Raw genomic sequence first — 21,890 nt, 5'->3', positions numbered from 1 at the left:
GCCAGCCGCGCTAGCCGCCGGCGGCGATGCGCTCGGCAATGCGGGTCATGTAGGTCGCCATCGCATCCGCCATGAACGGGAGCAACAACAGCAGCGAGCCGAAGATCGCAGCGACCTTCGGCACATAGACGAGCGTCTGTTCCTGGATCTGCGTCAGCGCTTGGAACAGCGATATGAGGACGCCGACGAGCAGCCCGATCACCATCACCGGCATCCCCACCTTGAAAAAGGTGACGATGCCGTCGCGCGCGATCTCGACCAGCTCCGGCCCGCCCATCAGATCGGCATCCTCATGATTTCCTCATAGGCAGCCACTACCCGGTCGCGCACGGCGACAAGCGATTCGATCGCAGCCTCGCTCTCGGCAACAGCGGTGACGACCTCGACGAGGTCGGTCGGCTGGGCCGAGGCGGCGCGCATCGCCAGCGCGTCGGATTTCTTGCCGGCATCATGCGCACGGCCGACCGTCGCCTCGAGCACATCGGCGAAGGAATTGCCCTTCTCGCCCTGCTTGGCGACCAGCGCCGAGGGATTGGAGGACATCTTCTGGGTGAGGGCATAGGCGCCGGCGGCGAGCCCGGGAGTCATCGTCGTCTTCATGGCCTTCTCCATAAGCGATTCGTCAGGATCAGGCGCGCAGGATATCGAGCGTGCGCGCCAGCATGCGGCGGGTGGTGGTGATGACGTTGAGATTGGCCTCGTAGGACCGCTGAGCCTCGCGCAGGTCGATCGACTCGATCAGCGGATCGACATTCGGCTTCTGGAGATAGCCCTGGGCGTTGGCCAGCGGATGGCCGGGTTCGTAGACCTGCTTGAAATCGCTGCGGTCGCGGCGAATGCGGCCGAGCTGTACCGTCTGCACATCCATCGCGCGGTCGAGGCTCCTCTCGAAGGTCACGACCTTGCGCCGGTAGGGATCGCCGCCGCGCTGCGTCGGCAGCGTGTCCGCATTCGCGATATTCTCGGAAATGACCCGCATGCGGCCGGCCTGGGCGCGAAGCCCCGACGCGGCGACGGCGAGCGACTTGAAGAAATCCATGGCTCTTCCCCTCAGGCCCGGCGACCCAGCGCCATCTTCAGCGTGGCAAGCCCGCGCTGGTAGATGTTTGCTGCGGTCTGGAAATCGATCTGGTTCTGCGAAACCTTCAGCATCTCGTTCTCGAGATCGACGGCATTGCCGGAGGGCCGGGTCTCGTAGCTCGCGCCGCGCTCCGTCTCGACGCCGCTGGCGCCGCCCGCGCGCAGATGGGCGGGATCGGTCGCCGCGAGCGTGATGCCGGCGGCGGAAACGCCGCCGGGGCCGGCCCGCCGGGTCTGGTCCGCGCCGCGCGAGGCCGGATCGATGCCGAGCTGGCGGATATCCTGTGGCCGGTAGCGCGGCGTGTCGGCATTCGCGACATTCTGCGCCAGCACGCGCTGGCGCGCCTGGAGGAACTTCATGCGGTCGCGCAATGCGGCAAAAGTCGGCAGATCATGAATCATGAAGACCTCGGCAATTCCGGCCCTTCTGGGCTTTCTCGCGGCAATTCTTGCCGCATTCATGGTTAAGGCCGAGTTAACCCGGATGGCGGCGCGGGCCGTTTTGTTCGGGTTTGGCGCAGCTTCGCGCGGAACGTTAACTGTGATTAACCTATTTCCGCCGTTGAACGCGGCGCGCCGTGGTAGGAAGACAGGCGGGATGGCAGGCTCGGCTTCGCACGGCCAGAGCCGCTGTATCTGTGGGAGAACGGATGCAAAACCTGATCGAAAAGCTCGGATTGGGCGAGAGCACCGGCGCGCTGATGCTCTGGATCGGCCTCGCGGTCCTGCTGCTCGTTGTCGTGCTTGCGCTCGCGACCTGGCTGATTCGCACCCTGCGCCCGACGCTCAACCTCTCCGGCTCCTCCGCACGCGGCGGAAGGCCGCAGCGCCTCGCCATCACCGACGCCTTCACCCTCGACCGCGACGGCCGCAAGCTAGTGATCATCCGCCGCGACAATGTCGAGCACCTGATCCTGATCGGCGGGCCGAACGATGTCGTGGTCGAGCAGAATATCGTGCGCGGCGAGCGCGCCTTCCGCGAACGCACCAGCGCCCGCGCGCTCGAGCCCGACGCCATCCAGGCGGCCGAAGCCGCGCTGACGGGAGAAGCCCCGTCGCCGGCCGCCCAGGCCGCACCGACGCCGGCCGTCGTCCGGCCGGTGGTCGCGCCCGTCCCGCCGCCCCCTGTGGCCGCAGCGCGCGGCACGGCGCCCTCCGTCACGCAGGTGCCGTCCACCCCGCGGCTCGACGACGAATTCGAGCGCGCGCTGAGCGCGATGCAGCAGCAGGTTGCGCAACGCCAGGAAGCGCCCCCCCGTCAGGATGTTCCCTCGCGGCAGGATCTTCCGCAGCGTCAGGCAACGGCGCCCGCCCAGCCTCCCGCACCGCAACGGCCCGCGCCGTCCCAGCCCGCTCCGCCGCTCCAGACCCCGCCGTCCTCAGCGCCGCAGGCACCCGCACCGCAATCCCCGGCGCCCGCCGGCGCCCGCATGCCGATGCCGGCCGCTCCGCCGGTTCCGCCGCCTTCGGCACCGCGCGCCGAGCCTCCGCGCACCGAGGTGCCCCGCACCGAACCGATGAGCGAGATGGCGCGACGCCTCAACGAGGTGCTGGCAAAGCCGATGTCGGGCACGCTGCGCCCGCCCTTCAACAAGCCGATTCCGCCGGTCCCGCCGGTTTCGAGCATGCCGCAGCGCCCGATGCCGGCGCCCGCGGCACCGCCTGTCCCGCCCCTCCCGCCCGAACCACCGGCTCCCCCGCCGCCCCTCGCCGCGCCATCCACCACGACCGCGCGGCCGGCCGCGCCGCCGCCCGGCTCCGAGATGGACATGCTCGAGGAGGAGATGGCCCGCCTCCTCGGCCGCCCCGCCGCGCCGCCGAAATCCGGCCAGTGATGCGCGCGCCGTTCCCTTTCCGCTGGCGAGGCGGCGCGCCGGCGCTGTGCCTGGCCGGCCTCGCCGCGGCCGGCATCCTCGCCGCCTCGCCCGCCCTCGCCCAAGATATCTCGATCAATCTCGGCCAAGGAACCGGGCTGACCGAGCGTGCGCTTCAGCTTGTCGCGCTGCTCACGATCCTGTCGCTCGCGCCCTCGATCCTGATCATGGTGACGTCCTTCACCCGGATCGTCGTGGTCCTGTCGCTGCTGCGCACCGCGATCGGCACGCAGACCGCGCCGCCGACCACGGTGCTGACCGGGCTGGCGCTGTTCCTCACTGCCTTCATCATGGCACCGACCTTCCAGGCCTCCTATGAATCGGGGATCCGGCCGCTGGTCGCCGGCGAGATCCGCGAGATGGAGGCGTTCGACCGCGCCGCGCAGCCCTTCAAGGTCTTCATGCTCCGGCATGTGCGGCCGACGGATCTCGAATTGTTCCTGGATCTCTCGCGCGCGCCGCGCCCGGAAACCCCGGAGGCGACGCCGCTCACGAGCCTTGTGCCGGCCTTCATGATCTCCGAATTGCGCCGCGCCTTCGAGATCGGCTTCCTGCTCTTCCTGCCCTTCCTGATCATCGACCTTGTCGTGTCGTCGATCCTGATCTCGATGGGCATGATGATGGTGCCGCCGATCACGGTGGCTTTGCCGTTCAAGCTGATCTTCTTCGTGCTTGTCGACGGCTGGCGGCTGGTGACCGCCTCGCTCGTGCAGAGCTTCGGAGCCGGATAGCGCCCTACCTGCCCGGGCGCGAAGCGCTTCAGCCGGCGCCGGGCAGGCCCTGGCTCGGGCGCGCCGCCGCGTCCGGGCTTTCGAGCGCCGATTGCCGCTCCTGTCCGGCGCTGCGCACCGGCCGCGCCGTTCCCGCCTGATCGGGGTAGCGGCGACGATAGGCGGCGAGGAATTCCGTCATCGTGTCGGCATTGACGACCGAGCGCGCGACATCGCGGAAAGCCTGCGGACGGCTGTATTGATCGCGGGTGATCAGGTTGAACGCCCCGGCATCTTCGGTCTTGGCCATCTTGGCGAGGTAGCGGCCGCGCAGACGGTCGAGCGACAGCTTCTCCTCGGCGAGCACATAGGCGAGCCCGGCACGCAGTGCGTCGAGCCGCTGGCCTTCAGTGAGCATGGCCTCACCCTGCCAGGCATCCCCGAGCACGCGCTCGTAGGATTCGCCGGCCTCGCGCCATTTCTTGCCCTTCCAGAAGATATCCGCCCGCAGCCGGTCGACATCGTCGCCACTCTCGTTGGCGAGCACCTCGATCGCGAGATCGGTGCGGTAGAGTTCGCCCAGCGCGCGCGCCTCGACCAGCGTGCGGGCCCGGCGCAGCTCCGCCGGCATGCTGGCGAGCCGCGTGCTGCGCAGCGCAGACAGCGCCTCGACCGGCTTGCGCGCTTCGAGATGCATCAGCGCGAGCCGGGTCGCCACGGAAGCGCGCGCCACGCCTTCGAGCCGGTGCTTGACCTGATGCTCGAGGATCTCCGCCGCCTCACCCGCAAGGTCGAGATCGTAGAGCCGGTCCGCAAGGCGGCGGGCGATGGCATCCCCGCGCCGGCCGGCCGGCATGAGCTGGCGGAATTCCTGATAGAGCGCCAGGGATTCGACCTTGGAGAGCTTCGCCGCCTCCTGATCGAGGAACAGGTTCTCGAACCGCCGGCCCATCGTCTCCTCGAGCCGCCGCGTCGCCGGGTGCTCGGGCATGATGGCCGTCGCGCGCTGGGTGGCGAGGAAGGCCTCACGCCAGCGCCCCTCGCCGGCATAGATCTCGCCGAGGCGTTCGAGCGCCTTCACCTCGGTCTCGCTCCGGCGCCAGATCGCGGTCAGCGTCTCGAACTCGGCGCGGGCATCCTCGGGCGATATCTTGGCCTCCGCGAGCCCGGCCGTGGCGCGGCCGAATCGGGCCTCGGCCTCGATCCGCCGGTCGCGCGATTGCGCCGCGAGCGAATAGGCGGCATAGGCCTCCGCGAAGCGCCCCTGCATCTCGGCGAGCCGCCCGGCCAGCAATTGCTGGGTATGGGGGTCGCGATAGCGCGTATCGACACGCTCGAAGGCAAGGATCTGATCGCGCGCGAAGACGGGGTCGCCGGCCTCGATCGCCGCCTCGATCGCGAGCCGGCGGAACTGCACCTGCAAGGGTTCGGGATATTGGTCGAGGGCGCCGAGCGCCTGACGGAACTGCGCCAGCGCCTGCGGATAGCGCATCGCCTTGGCATCGACCACGGCCTGGATGAGCTTCTGTTCGTCGTCGAGGGCGATGGCCGGATCGGCGAGGAACCGGCCGGCATCGACGAGACGCCCCATCATCGCCGCCGCCAGCGCGCGATGAAAGACCATCGTCTTGGTCTGCGCCGCCTGCTGATCGTCGACCGCGATCGCCTCCAGCACCGCCGAGGCCTCGGCATCGAAGCCGTTGGCGAGATAGAAGCGCGCGAGCCGGAGGCGGGCATCGCTGCGCGTCACGCGCGGGGACTCGGCCGCGGCGAGGAACAGCACGCGCTCCGTCTGCCGGATCGGGCCGCGGCTGTCCTCCAGCCAGAGCCGGGTATCGAGGATGAGCGGCTGGCGCGCCCGGGGCGTCTCCGCCGTCTCCGCCGGCAGGTTCGACAGGGTGAGCTTGATCTCGTGGCCGATCAGCAGTTGCTCGCCCTCGCGCTTCAGCGTCACTGCCTCGTCGATCGGTAGCACCGCAAAACCGGCAAGCGTCGGCTCGATCGTGAATTCCGCGAATACCTGCGGCTTGGGGCTGAGCGATTCGGCGCGCGGCACCGGAACCAGCGCCAGGCGCTGGCCGGACGTCGGATCCTCGATCACATGCAGCGCGCCCTTCGGCCCGACGATGGCGGCCAGGGATTCGCGGCCATTGCCGTCGAAGGCGCGGCGGATGACGATGCCCGCGCCGGCGAAACCATCCGCGCCCATGCCGCGGCCGTGCTGGAGGATGAGATCTTCCTCCTCCCGCCGCAGCCAGAATTGTCCCTCCCCCCGCGGCGTCAGGCGGATCAGCGAGGCCGTGCGCAGCCGGGTGATCGAGAGGCCCTCCAGCCGGCCGTTCAGCGCCTCGGGAAGCTCCGGCCTGTTCAGCGAATCGCCGGTTTCGAGCAGGATCAGCAATTCGCGGCCGCGCTGGACCATCGCCACCGGCGTCGCGCCGAGATGGGCGAGGCGAAGCGCGAATCCGTCTGGATCCAGCCCCGCCTCGAGCCGCGCCTCGATCGCCCGGCCGGTGGGAACGAGCGTGTCGAGCGGCACCGCCGCAGTAGCGGGCCGCGCCGCGGCCTGCGAAGCCTCGCCGCGGCGCGATCCATCCTCCGCCTTGGCGGGCGGCGTACCGGGTTCGCCTTCGATCGGCCCGCCATCGGCGCGGGCGAAATCGAGCGTGAAGGAATCATCCTCGCGAAAGCCACGCACGGTGAAGCCGCTCTCCGCCCGCATCATGATGCGCAGGCTCTCCTCGCCGGGCTGAACCTCAACCTCGCGAACGAGCCCGGCGAGCCGCGAGCGAATCAGCTCCTCGGTGATGAGGAAATTCGCGTCGAAGATCAGCCGCATCTCGCCATCCTTCTGCTCGAAGGCGACCGGCGCGGTGCGCGGCATGACGAAGATCGCCCGCCGGAAGCGCGGCGTCGTGCCGACGCGGAGATCCAGCTCGCGATTGACGGCCTTGTCGTTCTCGCGCGTCAGGCGGCGGATCTGATCCTCGGCCTGGCGGGCGCGGCGGACGAGGTCCTGCACCACCTCCGCCGGCAGCGGAGGCGGCATGCCCTGCCATTTCGACGGCATCAGATCGAGATAGAGGCGTTCGCCGGCCGGCTTGAGATCCGCCTTCAGGCGATCGGTGAGGCCGAGACGGAGCGAGCGGCCATCCGGATCCATGCGGGCGATGGAAACATAGCGCGGAAGCTGGGTCGCGAGCTTCTCGAGATCGATCGTCACGGGCTCGTCGAACTCGACGATCAGCACCGCGTTCATCATCCGGACACGCGCCGGCATCTCGCGGTCGAAACTGAAGACGACACGGCCGAAGCCCTGCATCTCGGAGCCGATTGCGGTCCCCTTGGTCGCGGCCTGCGCGGCCGGAACGCCGAGCAGGGCGAGGAACAGCAGCCCCAGCAGAGCCGGGACAAAACGGAGGCGCGGGAACTGGGCTGCGGAAGGAAAACGCGACACGGGAACCGACCATTCGACGGGAATGCTGGGCCGGACTCTAAACCCGCATGCCTAACGGCGGCTTAACTCACCCGGCGGTCTTTGCCGGACCGCCGGGTTTTTCAAGATGCTCTTGTCGCTTCAGCGCCGCGGTGCCGCCGGAAGCCGCGGCAATTCGGTGTCGGGCTGCGGCGGCGCGCTGTTCTCCGCCATGTCGCCCTGGGCGGCCGCCCGCGCCAGTGCTAGCGTCAGCTTCTCGGCGGCAGCCGGCTCCATCGCCGCCATGATCTCGGAAACCTTGCGCGGATTCATGTGGCCGACGAGATCCATCAGGACCTTGACGTCGAGCCGGTCGAAGACGCGCGCGGCCTCCTTCGGCTTCATGCTCTCATACATCACGACGAGCGGCTTGTAGCGGGTCTTGGCGTCCTGCTTGCCGGACGCGGCGCCGAGTTGGCCCTCAAGCGTGCGCAATTCGCCGATCCGCTCGTCGAGCTTGCGCTCGGAGAGTTTCAGCAGGTTGTCGCGCAGGTCGAGTTCGCGGTCGCGCGCCTCGATCTCGCCGCGCCGGCTGCGCAGCTTTTCGAGCAGCGCCTTCTCGGCGGGGCTCACGCCTACGCCTGGAGCCGCCTCGCCGGCCGGAGCGGGGATGCGGGTGCCTTCGCGCTCGATTCGCGCCAGCAATTCCTCGCGCGCCTTCTGCTCTTCTTCCTTGGTCATCTTGGGCTCGGCGGCGGCGGATTCGGCCGGCTTGCTCTCCGTCTTCTTTCCGGTTGCGCCGGTGATGAGCTGGTCATCCGGCGTCCCCTCGCGGGCCCGGGTGATTGACCGCGCGAAGGGATCCCCGGAGATCGAGGCCACCTGCCGGCGATCCGGCAGATTCATGGCAATGGTCAGGAGCTTCAGCGTCAGGAACGACACCAGCCCGAAGACCAGCACCGGGAGGAGCCGGACCCTGGTCATGCCACATGGCCCCGCTGCGCCGCGTCTCCGGCCCGGACCTGCGCCTGGGCGGCGAGGGCCTGGGCCTGGGCCAGCGTCTGACTGATGCGCGAGAGGCCGCGCGGCGGCGCCTCGGGGGCGACCGGGGCGGGCGCCGCCGGCTGCGGCTCGGGGGCCGCCGCGACGATCCGGCCGATGCGGCTCAGGATGTCGTCGCCGGACTTGATCTGCTCCTCGAGATCGGCGGCATATCGCTCGGCGACCCGCAGCCGTTCCGCCAGCGTGCGGTCGCAATCGCCGAGCGTCGATTTCAGCGAGTCGATCGCGCGTTCGGCCCGCTCGGTCGCTGCGGAAAGCTCGATCACGGTCTTGCGCATCACGGTCTCATCCGCCCGGACGGCGCGCAGGCGCCGGTCGAGCACAACACAATAGCCAATGGTGACAACCAGCAGCCCCACGACCATCAATTCGATGATCAACCCCAGATTTCCCGTCATCTCTCACCTGTCGCGACGCACAGACGCGCCTTGTTCGAAAGCTTGCAAGGTCGTTCTCGACCGCTTGAGGGGCTTGGCGACCTCGATCGCCATATAATCGCCTATTCTCCCGATTCTCCCTTGCGTCACAAGCATTTCGCCGCAACGCAGGGAAACGAGCGGATCGCCGCGCACATCGAAGACCAGGGTATCGCCGACCTTGAGGTCGAGCACCCGCTTCACCGGCATGCGCGTTTCGTGCAGCACCGCGTCGACATCGAGCTTCGCCTGCCAGATCTCGGAGGCGAGATGCCCTTCCCATATCGTGTCGCGGCCGAGCTTCTCGCCCATATAGCTCTGGAGGAGCAGCTCGCGGATCGGCTCGATCGTCGCGTAGGGCAGCAAGAGCTCGACCCGCCCGCCCCGGCCCTCGAGATCGATCGCGAGCGCGATCAGGATCGCCGCGTTGGCGGGCCGGGTGATCGAGGCGAAGCGCGGATTGGTCTCGATGCGCTCGGCGATGAAGCGCACCGGCGAAAGCGGCTGGAACGCCTGCTCCGCCTCGCTCAGCACCAGGTCGAGCAGCCGTTTGACGAGGCTCACCTCGACCGTGGTGTAGGGGCGGCCCTCGATGCGGAAATTCGAGAGCCCGCGCCGGCCGCCGAGCAGCACGTCCATCACCAGATAGATCAGGTCGGAATCGATGGTGACGAGCCCGTAATTCTCCCAGGGCTCGGCCTTGAACACCGAGAGGATAGTCGGCAGCGGCAGCGAGGAGACGTAATCGCCGAACCGCACCGAGGTCACGTCGTCGAGGCTGACCTCGACATTGTCCGAGAAGAAGCCGCGCAGCGTCGTCGTCAGCGTCCGGACCAGCCGGTCGAAGACGATTTCGAGCATCGGCAGGCGCTCGTAGGAGACGACCGTCGAATCGACGATCGCGCGCACGCCGTTCTGCTTGGACTGGTCCGCATCCTCGGGGTCAAACCCGAAGATCGTGTCGACCTCCTCCTGATCGAGGAAGAGCCCGGTGCCGAGATCGAGATCGAGCCCCTTCTCGACGGGGCGCTTGTCGTCATCGGCGACGACATCCCCGGATTCGCCGAGCGCCTTGGCCCATTCGTCGGCGAGATCGTCCTGCGTCTGGTCGTTCGTATCAGCCACGTCCTGTCCCTCACTTGCCCGATGGTCACCCGATCGCGGCGATCACTGCACCAGCACGTCCTTGAACAGGACCGCCTCGACGCGCGCGGGGTAGACCGCGGCGTTGATGCGCCGGACAAGTTCCTCCTTCAGCCGGTAGAGCCCGGCCGACCCCTCGAGATCCGACGGGCGAAGCTCGCGCAGGAAGATCTGGAAATTGTCCATCACCCGCGGCAGCAGCGGCGTGATCTCGGCGATCATCTTCTGATCCTCGAGCTCGAGCGCGACCTTGAGGCGCAGATAGACCGGCCGCTCCTGCCCCGGCTGGGCCGCAAGATTGGTGGTGATCTCGGGCAGATCGAAGAACACCATCTTCTTCTTGGCGGCCGCGGACTGGGCGTCCTCGGCCTTCTTGCCGGCGAACATCATGTAGCCGCCGCCGGCCGCGGCGAGGAGCAGCGCCGCGGCGGCTCCGATGATGATGAGCTTCTTCCTGCCGCCGGGGGCCTGCTGGCCCTCTTCGCCGGTTTCGGTGATTTCGGTGGTCTCGTCAGGATTCGCCGTCGTCGCCGCCATCGTTCCCGCCATTTCCGCGCGTTCGCATCAGACAATCGGGTCGGCACGTTCCGGAATCGGCTCGCCCTGCCCGAGAGCGACGTTGCCGCGACCATGGTTAACGAAGACTTTCGTTTTCGCTCCGCGCGGCAAAATTTGCCCGATCATTTCTGCCGACCGGCGAATTCGACCCTGATCCTCGCAGGCGGAGATTTCGATCAGCGAACTGATTTGTCTCGCTTTTTATGAACCCGCCGCGCTGGCACGGCGCTTGTTCTGGTTAATGCATCGGAACGGTCTCGCGCTGGGGAGCGAGGAGAACGGGCCATCATTCGAGGAGCAAAGGGGTACGTTCCATGGAGAACGTTCTTCTCATCGCCCTGTCGCGCCAGATGGCGCTCAGGCGCGAAATGGACGTCATCGCGAACAATGTCGCGAACGTCACGACCAACGGCTTCAAGCGCCGCTCGGCCGAAAGCCGGGAATTCCAGATGCCGGTCGCGTCCGGCGATACGTTCCGGCGCGGGGCGGACCGCCGCGTGTCCTTCGTCGTCGATCGCGGCACGCCGCTCGACCTCTCCACCGGAACGCTCGAGCGCACCGGCAATCCGCTCGACATCGCGCTTCCGGGCGATACCTGGCTCGTCGTCCAGACACCGCAGGGCGAGCGCTATACCCGCAACGGCGCGATGATGGTCAACGCGCAGGGCCAGCTCGTCACCTCCGACGGCCATCCCGTCGTCGGCGAGCAGGGCGCCGTCACCTTCTCCAGCGACGAGACCAACCTCGCCATCACCGGCGACGGCACGGTCTCCTCCTCCAACGGCTCGCGCGGCCGGCTGCGCATCGTGCGGTTCCAGAACCCGCAGGCGCTCCAGAACGCCGGCGCCAATCTCTTCGCGAGCACGCAGCCGGCGCAGGTCGCGACCGATGCCCGCGTGCAGAGCGGATTCATCGAGCGTTCCAACGTCCGGCCGGTCGTCGAGATCAGCCGGATGATCGAAGTCACGCGTCAGTACCAGTCCATCGCGAGCCTCATCAGCCGCACCGACGAGACCCGCCGGACCGCGATCCAGCGGCTCGGCGAACCGATCTGACACCATTCCAGGGACAAGGAATCCCCGCCATGCGCGCCCTCTATACCGCTGCCACGGGCATGTCTGCCCAGGAGAAGAACGTCGAGGTCATCTCGAACAACGTCGCGAACATGCGCACGAACGGCTTCAAGCGCCAGACGGTCCATTTCCAGGACCTGCTCTACGATCACCACCGCCGCTCCGGCTCGCCGACCTCCGACCAGAACACCCAGGTTCCCGCCGGCCTGTTCTTCGGCTCGGGCACCAAGGTCGTCGCGACCCCGCGCATCATGAGCCAGGGCAACGTGACGCAGACCGAGCGCACCTATGATCTCGCCATCCGCGGCGAGGGCTTCCTGCGCGTCCAGCTTCCGGACGGCCGCACCGCCTATACCCGCGACGGCGGCTTCGAGACCGATTCGCAAGGCCGCATCACCACCAAGGAAGGCTATGTCGTCGATCCCGGCATCACCATCCCGCCCAACGCCACCAGCGTCTCCATCAGCCAGACGGGCCAGGTCTCGGCGCTGCTGCCGGGCGACACGGTGCCGCAGCAGATCGGCCAGCTCACCATGTCGCGCTTCATCAATAAGGTCGGCCTCGAATCGATCGGCGACAACCTGTTCCTCGAAACGGCCGGCTCCGGGCAGGCGATCGACGGCACGCCCGGCTCGGAAGGCTTCGGCAACATCCAGCAGGGCTATCTCGAGGAATCCAACGTCAACGCGGTGACCGAGATCGCCGCGATGATCCAGGCGCAGCGCGCCTACGAGCTGAATTCCAAGATCATCCAGGGCGCCGACCAGATGCTGCAGGCGACCTCCGGCATGTTCCGCGGCTGAGGGGGCACGCCATGAAACTCCGCCTCCTTCTCTCCGGCGCGCTGGTCTGCGGCCTTATGGCCGGGACTGCGCTGGCCGCACCGGCCAAGATCCGGCCCCAGGCCGTGATCGACGCCGATACGATCCGGCTCGGCGATCTCGTCGAGGGGCTCGACCAGCGCGGCGAGATCGCGCTGTTCGGCGCCCCGGCGCCGGGCGGGCGCGGCACGATCCGCGTCGATCGCATTCTCGAGGCCGCGCGCGAACTCGGCATCGAGGACATCGATCCCGCCCCGTTCCGCGCCGTGACGGTGATCCGTCCCGGCAAGGCCGTCGCCCGCGCCGAGATGCAGGAACTCGTCACCCGTGCCCTCGCCCCTGCGGGCGGCCCGGTGCTGATCGAGGTGACGCTCGACGACACCGTCACTGCGCGCACCGTCGACCTGCGCCGCGCCGGCACGATCCGCGTCGCGCAGATCCAGCGCGATCCGCGCTCCGGCCGCTTCGAGGCACGGCTGACGAGCGCCGACGAGAGCGAATCCTGGCTCGTCACCGGCTCGGTGGCCGAGTTCCGCGAGATCGCCGTTCCCGTGGCCGATCTCGAACGCGGCGACGCGGTGCAGGCGAAGGACCTGACCCTGGTGAGGCGCCCGGCCGCGCAGGTGCCCTCCGACATCATCGCCAATGGGGCCGAACTGGTGGGCCTCGTCCCCCGGCGCGCGCTCCGCGCCGGCGAGCCGATCCGCAACGCCGACATGGCAAAGCCGCTCCTCGTCGAGAAGAACCAGATCGTCACCGTGACCTATTCGGTGAAGGGGCTGAGCCTCTCGATGCGCGGCCGCGCCCTCGCCGGCGGCGCCAAGGGCGACACGATCCGCGTCCAGAACCCGCAGTCCAAGCGGACGATCGAGGGCATCGTGACCGGCTCCCAGCAGGTGACGATCACGACGCCGCCCCCGCACATCCCCCATGTCGCCGAAGCCAAGAGCCCGGCGGCGAGCCCGGCCCAGCGCTGAACGCGCGAGAAGGAACACCGTCATGCCCACCCATTCCGCCCCCGCCGCCGGTTCGGCGCTGCGCCTCGCCCTCGCCGGCACCGCCGCGCTCGGCCTCTCGGCCTGCGGCTCGCTCGACCGCCTCGCCAATGTCGGCAAGGCGCCGGCACTCTCGGCGATCGAGAACCCCACCGCCCAGCCCGGCTACAAGCCGGTGCAGATGCCGATGCCGGAGCCGAAACCCGTCGCCTACCAGGCGAATTCGCTCTGGCGCACCGGCAGCCGCGCCTTCTTCAAGGATCAGCGCGCGCAGCAGGTCGGCGACCTGCTCACCGTGCGCGTCCGCATCACCGACAAGGCGGCGATCGACAACACGACCGAGCGCAAGCGCACCAATGCCGAGGGCGTGGATGTCGAGGGTTTCTTCGGCCAGGAGGATCGCCTGCACAAGATCTTCGCCCGCGGCGCCACCGGCAAGGGCCTCGTCGATCTCGGCTCCAGCTCGAGCTCGAAGGGCGAAGGCACCGTCAAGCGCTCCGAGCAGCTCGTAACCGACATCGCCGCCGTGGTGACGCAGGTGCTGCCGAACGGCAATCTCGTGATCGAGGGCCGGCAGGAGGTGCGGGTCAATTTCGAGGTCCGCGAACTGATCGTCGCGGGCGTGGTGCGGCCGGAGGATATCGAGGCCGGCAACACCATCGAATCGACCAAGATCGCCCAGCAGCGCATCGCCTATGGCGGCCGGGGCCAGATCACCGACGTGCAGCAGCCGCGCTACGGCCAGCAGGTGCTCGACATCGTCCTGCCGTTCTGATCCCGCCCGAAACCCGATCGGGCCCCGCGACTCCATGCGCACGGCCCGTCCCGCCGGCCCGGACGTGACGCGTACCTGCCCGGTCGGCGGGCGCCGGTTTCGCGCGCCCCTCGCTCCCCCGCTTTCGCGGGCGGCGAAACCGAAGACGGACCCCCGGATCGACGCTCCTCGCGCATCCGGGGGTTCTGGCGTTGGCGGGGCTATTTCGGGACGATCACGCCGTCCGGCGAGGCGGCGAGCATGGCGAGGATATCGGCATTCGGCCGCGCCTCGCTGTAATAGAAGCCCTGCACCTCGGCACAGCCCTCGGCGCGCAGATAGGTGAGCTGGTCGCGGGTCTCGACCCCTTCCGCCGTGGTGGTGATGCCGAGCGAGCGGCCGAGCGACACCACCGCGCGGATGATCGCCGCCGCATCCACCGAATTCTTGAGATCCGCGATGAAGGAACGGTCGATCTTGATCTTGTCGAACGGGAACGAGCGCAGGTTGCCGAGCGAGGAATAACCGGTGCCGAAATCATCCATCGAGACGCGCACGCCGAGCGCCTTGAGCCCGTGCAGGATGGCGAGGTTCTTGTCGGTATCGCGCAGCAGGATCGATTCCGTGATCTCGATCTCGAGCCGCGAGGGCCGGAGCCCCGTCTCCTCGAGCGCCTCGCGCACCAGGCGCACGAAATCGCCGTTCTGGAACTGCGCCGGCGAGCAATTCACCGCCACGCGCGCCGGCAGCGGCCAGGCGGCGGCATCGCGGCAGGCCTGGAACAGCACCATGGGCCCGATCTCGGCGATCAGCCCGGTCTCCTCCGCGAGCGGGATGAATTGCGAGGGCGGAATCGCGCCGCGACGCGGATGGTTCCAGCGCAGCAGCGCCTCGGCGCCGACGATCTGCGCGGTGAAGACATCGACCTGCGGCTGGTAGAACACCGTGAGTTCGCCGTTCCGAATCGCGGCGCGGAGATCCATCTCCAGTTCCCGCCGCTCCTGCGCCACCGCATCCATCTCCGCCTCGAAGAAGCGGAACGTGCCCTTGCCGTCGGATTTCGCGCGATAGACCGCGAGATCGGCGCTCTTGAGCAGGTAATCGGCCGAATAGCCGCCCTCGCCGCTGATGGCGATGCCGATCGAAGCCCCGACGACCACCGTATGGCCGCGGATCTCCACCGGCCGGCTGACGACATCGATCAGCCGCCAGGCGAGCGAGGTCAGCGTCTCGGTATTGGCGCCATGCGGCAGGATGACCGCGAATTCGTCGCCGCCGAGCCTTGCCGGCACGTCGGAGGCGCGCAAGGCGTCCCGGATGCGCTGGCCGATGACCTGAAGCAGCGCATCGCCCACCGGGTGGCCCAGCGTGTCGTTCACGGCTTTGAACCGGTCGAGATCGACGAACATCACCGCCACCGGCCGCTGCTCGATCTCGGCATGGCTGAGCACTTCTTCGAGCTTCTTGCGGAACAGCACCCGGTTGGGCAGCCCGGTCAGCGCATCGTGATGCGCGATATGCTCGATCTGGCGCTCGCGGCGCTTCAATTCGGTGACATCGGTGTAGAGCACCACCTTGCCGCCCGTCTCGGTCGGATGATCGTTGATGAGGATCCAGCGGTCGCCCGCGATCTGGCGCTCGAAGACGATCCCCTGCCCCTTGTTGTGCTTGGCGAGCCGCTCGCAGAACTCGAAGGTCGCGTCCGATTCGATGTTGTGCCCGGCCCGTTTGGGGTCGAGTTCGGCCTTGAGCACGTCAACATAGCGCGCGCCGGGCACGGCGACGGTCTCGAGGCCCGGATTGATCTCGATGAATTTCGAATTGCGCACGACGAGCCTGCCGTCGTGATCGAACAGCAGCAGCCCCTGCGAGAAGCTCTCGACGATCGCCTGCCGGGTCCGCGCCTCGGTTTCCTGCGCCTCGGCCTCGGCGAGCTTCATGCGCGTGGCATCGAGGATCACGCCGGTCCAGACCACGGATCCGTCCGGCTCGCGGCGCGGATGGGCGATCGCATGCGTATGGCGGGTGGAGCCGTCCGGGCGGACGATCTGCGCCTCGACATCCCAGGTCCGCAACTCCTGCGAGGCGGCCATCAGCCGCTGCTTGAAGGTCTTGCGGTAATCGGCGCTGAAATGCGTGAACAGCGCCTCCGGATCGCGCAGCACGGTCTCGGGATCGACGCCGAACAGATCCTTCGCGCCGGAATTGATGTAGGTGTAGCGGATATCGCCGTCCGGCCGCACGACGCGCTGGTAGACGACGCCGGGAATGGTCTCGGCGAGGTCGGCGAATTGCGCATCGGCGCGCTCGCCGCGCCGGCGGGCGAAGACCAGTTCCGGCAATTCGGACAGGATCGTCGCAAAGGCCTCGATCTTGGCGACCGTCTCGGTATCCGGCCCGTTCTCGCGCGGGAAATAGATCGCCATCGCCCCCATCGGCGTCTCGGCGCCGTCGGCGACGAGCGGCAGCGCGATGGCGCTGTGATACCCGGCCGCGATCGCGCGCAGGCCATGCTCCGGCATCTGATGATCGCGCGCGAAGGATTGCACGGTGATCGGGGCGGCGCCGGCGCAGGCGCGCGCCAGGCAGGAGACGGGCTCCGCATCGAGGCCGAACTGCATCGTCAGCGGCCCGGCGAGCAGCCGCGCCGAGCGGAATCCGTCGCCCCCAGGCCCGCGCGCAAGCTCGATGAGGCAGGCGGCGCCGGGGATCAGCGCCTCGAGCGCCCCGGCCGCACGCTCGAACAGCGCGTCGATCGGCGCGCCGCCGAGCGCCATGCGGAGCACGGCCGCCTGCGCGCGCGAGAAGCCGGCCCGGACCGGCGGAGGTGCCTGTCCTGCGTGTCGCCGGCGATCTCGATCGCCGCATTGCCATCCATGTCCAATCCGGACTGCACCATCGCTTCCAATCAGCGGCCTTCACGGCCGCGCCTCCCCATCCCCGTTACGGCCCGGATCAATGCGTCCGGACGCGCTGGACCGTCGCGCCGTCGATCCGTACGGCCCGGCCCTCGTAGTCGTAGATCGTGCCCGCCGCCTCGAACATCGACAATGGCACCGTCATGCCGATGTCGCGCACCTTGCGGAAGCTGATCGCGATATCCGGCGGCGAGACCACCCCCACCTTGAGCGCGTCCACCCTGGCGCGTTCGGTGAGGATCTCCGCCGCGTAGACCGCCGCGAGATGTGCGTTCGATTCGAACGAGATGCCGATCGACATCGCCGCGGTGCTGTCGCCCTCCTTGACGATCTCCGGCACCACCGAGATCACCGGAATGCGCCCGGCATGCTGGTTGATCGTGTCGATCTCCCGGAAGACCGAGGTCGAGCCCGTGAGCCAGAACAGCGAGTTCTTGAGATCGGGATCGTTGCGCTGCATCTGCGCCGCGGCGGCCGGCACCAGCCGCGCGAGTTCGGCCTGGGCGTTGGCGGGGTCGGTCACCGCCAGTTCGAGGACGCGGATGCCGCGCTTCTTGGCGTAATCGATCACCGGCTTGGATTGCGTCTCGACCGCGCTGAGATTCTTGGAATCGACCAGCACGCCGATATTGCGCAGGCGCGGCTTGAGCGCCTGCACATAGGCCATCTGCACGTCCATCGGCATGTTGAGCGAGGTGAAGGCGAAATTCGTCCCCGAACCCTGATCGTAGGAGGGCGTCTGGCCGAGCACCACCGGATCCTTCGAGCAGACCGAAACCACCGGAAGCCGGCCGCCGCGATAATTCGACCACAGCCAGGCGGTCGATTCCGAGCCCATCGCCATGATGAGGTCGAAGCCTTCGCGTTCCGCATAGGCGATCGCCGCCCGGCCGCGCGCCTCTTCGTTGCGGAAATTGACGGCGACGACCTCGGCATCGAGCAGCTTGTCCTCGAACACCTTGAGAATCTTGGTGATCGAGACGTCATAGGCCGACGAGGCGCGCGGATAGACCACGAGCACCCGGCGCGTCGGCGAAGCGAGACCGAGGCGAAGCGGGCGGGCGACCACACGGTTCGGATCCTGCGGATCGGCGATGAAACTCCAGGTCTTCAGGATCGCGGGCGCATATCGGAACCAGGCCCAATAGGGCTCCCGCTCCGGCGCCACGGGCGGCTGGGCCGGCGCGACGGCGAGGATTTCGCCCCGCAGCGGCGACGCCGCCTGGCCGAGCGCCGGGCCCACGGCGAGCCCTGCGAGGCCGGCCGAGACGAGAAGGGATCTGCGGGTAAGCGCGCGCATGTCAGGCCACCGCCGGTTTGTTCTGGGAATGGTCGAGCCGTTCGGGTTCGCTCGGGAACAGCACGGTCAGGAACAGGATCGCCGCGCCGACCCAGCCGATCGTCACCCAGGAGGGGCCGAAATACAGGAAGACCTGGCCGATGATCACCGGGCCGAGCATGTGTCCGAAGCGTTCGACGAGCCGGTAGGTCGAGGCGACATTCGCCACCCCGAGCTCGCCCGCGATGCGGCTGTCGGCCACATGCGTCACCACCGGCGCATTGATGAAGCCATGCGCGATGCCGACGATCGTGACGCCGAGCACGATCAGCGCGGTGGCGAGCAGCGGCGGCGCGTCCCGGCCCGAAACCGCCTCGAGCCCGACCAGCGAGACCAGCACCAGCCCGGCCGCCGTCAGGACCCCGCCAAGCACCAGCACCCGCTCGGTCTGGCGCGAACGGTCGGCATAGGCCGAGATCAGGGACGAGGCGAGGATCACCGCCCCCGCATAGACCATGGTGATCTGGCCGATATCCTCGCGGGCAAAGCCGCTCTTCGAAAGCAACAGCGGCAGCGCGAACAGCATGACGCCCGTCAGCACCGCCTTGGCCGGCATGCCGATCAGCAACATGGACTTGAGGAACGGCCCGTTCTTCAGCATCCGCACCACGTCGCGATAGGCGGTGCTGGTGCCGATGCGCGTCTCGCGGCTGTCCACCCCCTGCGGCAGCACCGCAGCAGCGTAGCACATGGTGATCAGCGCGATCAGTGCGCCGAGCTGGAAGACGCCGCCGACATCGATATAGGAGACGAGCAGCGAGCCGATCGCCATCCCCGCGATCATCCCGGCCTGGAAGCCGAACACGATGGCTGAGCCGGCCTGTGTCTTGCGGTGATAGGACGAATTCGCGAGCACATAGGCCTGCACCCCGATGAACAGGGTGCCCTGCCCGAGCCCCGAGAGCGCGCGCGCCAGCGTCGCGATCTCGATCGAATGCATCGAGAACATCAGCATCACGCCGCAGCCCGCCATAGCAAGGCCGGCGATGATCAGCTTGCGCGAGCCGAGCGTGGCATTGAGCCGCCCGGCCGGGATGAGCGACAGCGCGAAGCAAAGGTAATAGGCCAGGAAGGGCAGCGAGGCATAGGCGCTGGAAAGATTCGATCGCGCCGCGATCTCGTGCATGAGCTGCGGCAGGAACGCGTAATTGAGGTGCTCGACGAACACCGCGAGGAAGAAGACCGGCTTGACGAGATTGAGCGTCGCCTTCTCGTGCTCGTCCGGATCGAGCCCCGGCGCGGAATGGCTGACATATTGCAGCGAGCGCGCGACCCCCATGAACAGCGCGGCGATGAAGGCCGAGGCGACGAACAGCGCGCCGAAATTCTTCGCCGAGCGCATCACCTGCTTGTAGACGACATCCTTGGGCATCGCGACCAGCACCCGCACCGGCACCGCGGCATCCGGCGGCGTCAGCGTGACGCTGAACTCGAAATCATGCGCCTCCGATACCCAGCCGCCCTCGCGCGGCGCCGGGCTCGAATGCGCGCGGAGCTTGCCGTCGACCACAAGCGCCGCGGCGCGGATCTCGGGATTGAGCCGCTTGTAATCCTCGACAAGCCCGACGATCCCGGTGAATTCCTCGAAGCTCAAGCCGAAGGCGACGACATCGTTGAGCCGCTGCGCGAGCGAATCGGCGATCGCCTTGGCACGCGCCTGCGCGCCCTGCGTATAGACCGAGAGCAGCGCGTGGACGACAAAGACCGAGACGACGAGGAACTTCACCGCAAAGGCGATGGCGACCATCCGCGCACGGCGCTGCGGCGTGCCGTTTTGGGCGAACAGCACGACATAGAGGACGAACATCACCGAGGCCGCCCCGGCGATGCCGAGAAGCGGCATGAAGGCCTGCTCGACCTTCTCGGAAATCTTTGCTCGCGGCGAGGACAGCACGATCGAGCCTACGGTCTCGAAGCGGTTCTTCACCGGCAGCACGATCTGGAGCAGATCCTTCGTGGTCCGGATTTCGGCAACGCCATCGGCGATGGGCTGCCCGCTTTCGGCCGGGAGCAGGGTTGCCTGCGCCCCGCCGATCGAGGTGAAGATGCGGGCGCCCGCGGCATCATAGGCGGCGATGCTGTCGATCAGCGGATCCGCCTCGACGATCGGTTCGGTCAGGACGCCGAAGCCCACGAATTGATGGATCGGGAGACCGGGGCGGACGAAGGCCTCCACCGCCGATTGTGCGACCTGCCCCTGGGAGATGATCTTCTCGATCTGGAACCGCTCGTAGTTCCGGCGCGCCTCCCCGAAAGCGACATAAACCAGAATGAACAGCGAGACGGCCGCGACGACGAACATCGCCAGCGCATCCGCGATCCTCCGTCCGCGAGAGAGTATGAGTTCCATGGGCCGCCCTTCCCGGTTTCGCATCAGATCAGCCGTGCGAGGCGGTCGGCGGTTCCCCGTCGCCGGCTCAGCAGGGCGTCGATCCGGTCCGCGAAGACCGACATGATGAGATCGTCGTAGCTCATGCCGAATTCGGCGAGCCCCAGCGCCACGAGGCTGGTGGTGCCGCCCTCCGGCGCCTTGAGATCGGGCTTCGGATTGGCCTCGAGCACATGGAGCCGGCCCTTGTGGTCGGCGCGGATATCGAGGCGCACCAGCGTCTCGATGCCGAGTTGCTCGTAGACCGCGAGCGCGAGTTCGGTCAGCGCATGGCGCACCGGCAGATCGTCGGGCCGGTCGAGGAGCCGCGCCCGGTCGCCGGAGATCGGCCGGACATCCATCGAGGTGAAGATGCGCTCGCCGGGTTCGAGCACCCGCTCGAGCGGCGAGAACACGAACGGCCGGTCGAGCCGCTCGAGCCGACCACCGCGGCAGATGACCGGTCCACCGATCGCCACGCAATATTCCGCGCCGCCGAGATATTGCTCGACGAGCACGAAATTGCGCGTGCGGCCGTAGACCTCGTCGATCGCCGCCCCGAGTTCCGCGCGCTGCTCGACATAGAGCACGTTGAGCGAGGCGCGGCCGGAGACCGGCTTGACGACGAAGGGCCCCGGATGATCGCCGAACGCGTTCACGAAGACCGGGTCGGCCTCCGGCTCGAAGGGCGCCCCCTCGGGCAGGACGATCGCGAATGCCGCCGTCGGCAGCCCGGCGGAGCGCAGCTGGCGCTTGAAAACGTGTTTGGAATCGAGGATCCCCGCCATCATCGGATCATGGCCGATATAGGGGATGCCGAAGAGTTCCATCATCGCCGGCGCATGCGCAACCGAGCAATGCCCCTGCACGCCGCCGGTGTTCAGCCAGGCGAGATGGATGTCGCGCTCGCGCATCGCCTCGCCGAGACGCATGTCGTCGGGAACGAGGCTGACATCGCGGCAGCCCTGCCGACGCATCGAGGCGGCGATGTCCCGCGCCACGGTCTCGTAGCTCTTCCAGGAACGCGGATTGCCGGTCGGTTCGATGACCGCCCCCTCGACGCGCTTGTCCCCGCCATAAACCACGGCGAGCCGGAGACGTTTGAACATCGTCCCGATCTGCGCCTCGAGTTCGGAAACCCGCGCCGCACGCCGCGCCGGCTCCGCTGCCCCGTTCATGTTCGCGGCGTGCGGATTCTTCCGCACCATCACCACCGACATTCTCATGCCCCGCTGTCATCCTGTGGACCACGACGCCGTTCTGGCGTCCGGCGATCTCCGTCGCCTGCTCGCGAGGGTTGTGCGGCGCGATCCTTTAAGGAAGACTTTCCGTGATCGAACGCGCAGCCGCGCGACCTGCCACGT

The 21,890-nt window shown here is 68.0% G+C and carries 19 protein-coding genes; 6 read left to right on the top strand and 13 right to left on the bottom strand.

Going from position 1 to position 21,890, the window contains the following annotated elements:
* Positions 1–10 precede the first annotated feature (10 nt).
* From fliQ to FWJ24_RS09470, 4 genes are read right to left on the bottom strand one after another with little or no spacing between them, the layout of a single operon-like run.
* Complete coding sequence (gene fliQ, locus FWJ24_RS09485) at positions 11–277, bottom strand: flagellar biosynthesis protein FliQ (RefSeq protein WP_150287585.1); 267 nt, start codon at positions 275–277, stop codon at positions 11–13.
* Complete coding sequence (gene fliE, locus FWJ24_RS09480; RefSeq protein WP_246155641.1) at positions 277–600, bottom strand: flagellar hook-basal body complex protein FliE; 324 nt, start codon at positions 598–600, stop codon at positions 277–279. Before fliE ends, fliQ begins: the two co-directional genes overlap by 1 nt.
* Positions 601–628: 28 nt before the next feature.
* On the bottom strand, positions 629–1,039 hold the full coding sequence (gene flgC, locus FWJ24_RS09475) for a flagellar basal body rod protein FlgC (RefSeq protein WP_150287584.1): 411 nt from the start codon (positions 1,037–1,039) through the stop codon (positions 629–631).
* 11 nt (positions 1,040–1,050) lie between these two features.
* Positions 1,051–1,482, bottom strand: coding sequence for a flagellar basal body protein (locus FWJ24_RS09470; RefSeq protein ID WP_166443651.1), 432 nt, complete (start codon positions 1,480–1,482; stop codon positions 1,051–1,053).
* A gap of 248 nt (positions 1,483–1,730) precedes the next feature.
* On the opposite strand from FWJ24_RS09470, the gene FWJ24_RS09465 reads away from it, so the two are divergent.
* Together FWJ24_RS09465 and fliP are read left to right on the top strand one after the other, a co-directional pair.
* Complete coding sequence (locus FWJ24_RS09465; protein ID WP_150287582.1) at positions 1,731–2,915, top strand: hypothetical protein; 1,185 nt, start codon at positions 1,731–1,733, stop codon at positions 2,913–2,915.
* Positions 2,915–3,685 carry a flagellar type III secretion system pore protein FliP gene (gene fliP / locus FWJ24_RS09460; RefSeq protein ID WP_150287581.1) on the top strand — a complete coding sequence of 257 codons (771 nt, stop codon included), beginning with the start codon at positions 2,915–2,917 and terminating at the stop codon, positions 3,683–3,685. Before FWJ24_RS09465 ends, fliP begins: the two co-directional genes overlap by 1 nt.
* Before the next feature lie 28 nt (positions 3,686–3,713).
* Here the strand turns inward: fliP and FWJ24_RS09455 are convergent, their stop codons facing one another.
* The 5 genes from FWJ24_RS09455 to fliL all read right to left on the bottom strand — a co-directional run bounded on the left by FWJ24_RS09455 (position 3,714) and on the right by fliL (position 10,237).
* A complete protein-coding gene (locus tag FWJ24_RS09455; RefSeq protein ID WP_150287580.1) occupies positions 3,714–7,121 on the bottom strand; it encodes a hypothetical protein in 3,408 nt (1,135 codons plus the stop codon).
* A gap of 120 nt (positions 7,122–7,241) precedes the next feature.
* Positions 7,242–8,063 carry a MotE family protein gene (locus FWJ24_RS09450; RefSeq protein ID WP_150287579.1) on the bottom strand — a complete coding sequence of 274 codons (822 nt, stop codon included), beginning with the start codon at positions 8,061–8,063 and terminating at the stop codon, positions 7,242–7,244.
* A complete protein-coding gene (locus FWJ24_RS09445; RefSeq protein ID WP_150287578.1) occupies positions 8,060–8,539 on the bottom strand; it encodes a DUF6468 domain-containing protein in 480 nt (159 codons plus the stop codon). Before FWJ24_RS09445 ends, FWJ24_RS09450 begins: the two co-directional genes overlap by 4 nt.
* 3 nt (positions 8,540–8,542) lie before the next feature.
* Complete coding sequence (gene fliM, locus FWJ24_RS09440) at positions 8,543–9,682, bottom strand: flagellar motor switch protein FliM (protein WP_150287577.1); 1,140 nt, start codon at positions 9,680–9,682, stop codon at positions 8,543–8,545.
* 42 nt (positions 9,683–9,724) lie between these two features.
* Positions 9,725–10,237, bottom strand: coding sequence for a flagellar basal body-associated protein FliL (gene fliL / locus FWJ24_RS09435; RefSeq protein ID WP_150287576.1), 513 nt, complete (start codon positions 10,235–10,237; stop codon positions 9,725–9,727).
* Between the two features lie 335 nt (positions 10,238–10,572).
* Between fliL and flgF the strand changes: the two genes are divergently transcribed.
* From flgF to flgH, 4 genes are read left to right on the top strand one after another with little or no spacing between them, the layout of a single operon-like run.
* Entirely contained in the window at positions 10,573–11,313 is a 741-nt protein-coding gene (flgF, locus tag FWJ24_RS09430) for a flagellar basal-body rod protein FlgF (protein WP_150287575.1), read from the top strand.
* 29 nt (positions 11,314–11,342) lie between these two features.
* Positions 11,343–12,134, top strand: a complete 792-nt coding sequence (flgG, locus tag FWJ24_RS09425) for a flagellar basal-body rod protein FlgG (protein WP_150287574.1) — start codon at positions 11,343–11,345, stop codon at positions 12,132–12,134.
* Positions 12,135–12,145: 11 nt separating this feature from the next.
* The gene (flgA, locus tag FWJ24_RS09420) at positions 12,146–13,129 is read left to right on the top strand and encodes a flagellar basal body P-ring formation chaperone FlgA (RefSeq protein WP_150287573.1); all 984 of its coding nucleotides are present in this window, start codon (positions 12,146–12,148) and stop codon (positions 13,127–13,129) included.
* Between the two features lie 22 nt (positions 13,130–13,151).
* Positions 13,152–13,922: a flagellar basal body L-ring protein FlgH gene (gene flgH, locus FWJ24_RS09415; protein ID WP_150287572.1), complete on the top strand. Its 771-nt coding sequence runs from the start codon at positions 13,152–13,154 to the stop codon at positions 13,920–13,922.
* Positions 13,923–14,122: 200 nt separating this feature from the next.
* Here flgH and FWJ24_RS09410 read toward each other — a convergent pair whose 3' ends face one another.
* The 4 genes from FWJ24_RS09410 to FWJ24_RS09395 form a co-directional block, all read right to left on the bottom strand.
* On the bottom strand, positions 14,123–16,678 hold the full coding sequence (locus tag FWJ24_RS09410; RefSeq protein ID WP_246155650.1) for an EAL domain-containing protein: 2,556 nt from the start codon (positions 16,676–16,678) through the stop codon (positions 14,123–14,125).
* Between the two features lie 178 nt (positions 16,679–16,856).
* Positions 16,857–18,119 carry an ABC transporter substrate-binding protein gene (locus tag FWJ24_RS09405; protein ID WP_150287570.1) on the bottom strand — a complete coding sequence of 421 codons (1,263 nt, stop codon included), beginning with the start codon at positions 18,117–18,119 and terminating at the stop codon, positions 16,857–16,859.
* 1 nt (position 18,120) lies between these two features.
* Positions 18,121–20,508 carry an MFS transporter gene (locus FWJ24_RS09400; RefSeq protein ID WP_166443650.1) on the bottom strand — a complete coding sequence of 796 codons (2,388 nt, stop codon included), beginning with the start codon at positions 20,506–20,508 and terminating at the stop codon, positions 18,121–18,123.
* Between the two features lie 23 nt (positions 20,509–20,531).
* Entirely contained in the window at positions 20,532–21,752 is a 1,221-nt protein-coding gene (locus FWJ24_RS09395) for a D-alanine--D-alanine ligase family protein (RefSeq protein ID WP_206110820.1), read from the bottom strand.
* Between the last annotated feature and the right edge of the window lie 138 nt (positions 21,753–21,890).

The organism is Rhabdaerophilum calidifontis (genome assembly GCF_008641065.1).
Taxonomy (GTDB): Bacteria; Pseudomonadota; Alphaproteobacteria; order Rhizobiales; family Beijerinckiaceae; genus Rhabdaerophilum; species Rhabdaerophilum calidifontis.
Note: the sequence above shows the minus strand (reverse complement) of the source record. Positions and strands in the feature narration are given on the sequence as shown.

Excerpts from the sequence above, each read along its gene's own strand:
- flgF (WP_150287575.1), top strand. The coding sequence starts at position 10,573 with ATGGAGAACGTTCTTCTCATCGCCCTGTCGCGCCAGATGGCGCTCAGG.
- FWJ24_RS09450 (WP_150287579.1), bottom strand. The coding sequence starts at position 8,063 with ATGACCAGGGTCCGGCTCCTCCCGGTGCTGGTCTTCGGGCTGGTGTCG.
- FWJ24_RS09400 (WP_166443650.1), bottom strand. The coding sequence starts at position 20,508 with ATGGAACTCATACTCTCTCGCGGACGGAGGATCGCGGATGCGCTGGCG.
- FWJ24_RS09470 (WP_166443651.1), bottom strand. The coding sequence starts at position 1,482 with ATGATTCATGATCTGCCGACTTTTGCCGCATTGCGCGACCGCATGAAG.
- fliL (WP_150287576.1), bottom strand. The coding sequence starts at position 10,237 with ATGGCGGCGACGACGGCGAATCCTGACGAGACCACCGAAATCACCGAA.
- FWJ24_RS09405 (WP_150287570.1), bottom strand. The coding sequence starts at position 18,119 with ATGCGCGCGCTTACCCGCAGATCCCTTCTCGTCTCGGCCGGCCTCGCA.
- flgC (WP_150287584.1), bottom strand. The coding sequence starts at position 1,039 with ATGGATTTCTTCAAGTCGCTCGCCGTCGCCGCGTCGGGGCTTCGCGCC.
- fliQ (WP_150287585.1), bottom strand. The coding sequence starts at position 277 with ATGGGCGGGCCGGAGCTGGTCGAGATCGCGCGCGACGGCATCGTCACC.
- FWJ24_RS09395 (WP_206110820.1), bottom strand. The coding sequence starts at position 21,752 with ATGAGAATGTCGGTGGTGATGGTGCGGAAGAATCCGCACGCCGCGAAC.
- flgA (WP_150287573.1), top strand. The coding sequence starts at position 12,146 with ATGAAACTCCGCCTCCTTCTCTCCGGCGCGCTGGTCTGCGGCCTTATG.
- flgH (WP_150287572.1), top strand. The coding sequence starts at position 13,152 with ATGCCCACCCATTCCGCCCCCGCCGCCGGTTCGGCGCTGCGCCTCGCC.
- fliP (WP_150287581.1), top strand. The coding sequence starts at position 2,915 with ATGCGCGCGCCGTTCCCTTTCCGCTGGCGAGGCGGCGCGCCGGCGCTG.
- fliE (WP_246155641.1), bottom strand. The coding sequence starts at position 600 with ATGAAGACGACGATGACTCCCGGGCTCGCCGCCGGCGCCTATGCCCTC.
- FWJ24_RS09410 (WP_246155650.1), bottom strand. The coding sequence starts at position 16,678 with ATGGCGCTCGGCGGCGCGCCGATCGACGCGCTGTTCGAGCGTGCGGCC.
- flgG (WP_150287574.1), top strand. The coding sequence starts at position 11,343 with ATGCGCGCCCTCTATACCGCTGCCACGGGCATGTCTGCCCAGGAGAAG.
- FWJ24_RS09445 (WP_150287578.1), bottom strand. The coding sequence starts at position 8,539 with ATGACGGGAAATCTGGGGTTGATCATCGAATTGATGGTCGTGGGGCTG.
- FWJ24_RS09465 (WP_150287582.1), top strand. The coding sequence starts at position 1,731 with ATGCAAAACCTGATCGAAAAGCTCGGATTGGGCGAGAGCACCGGCGCG.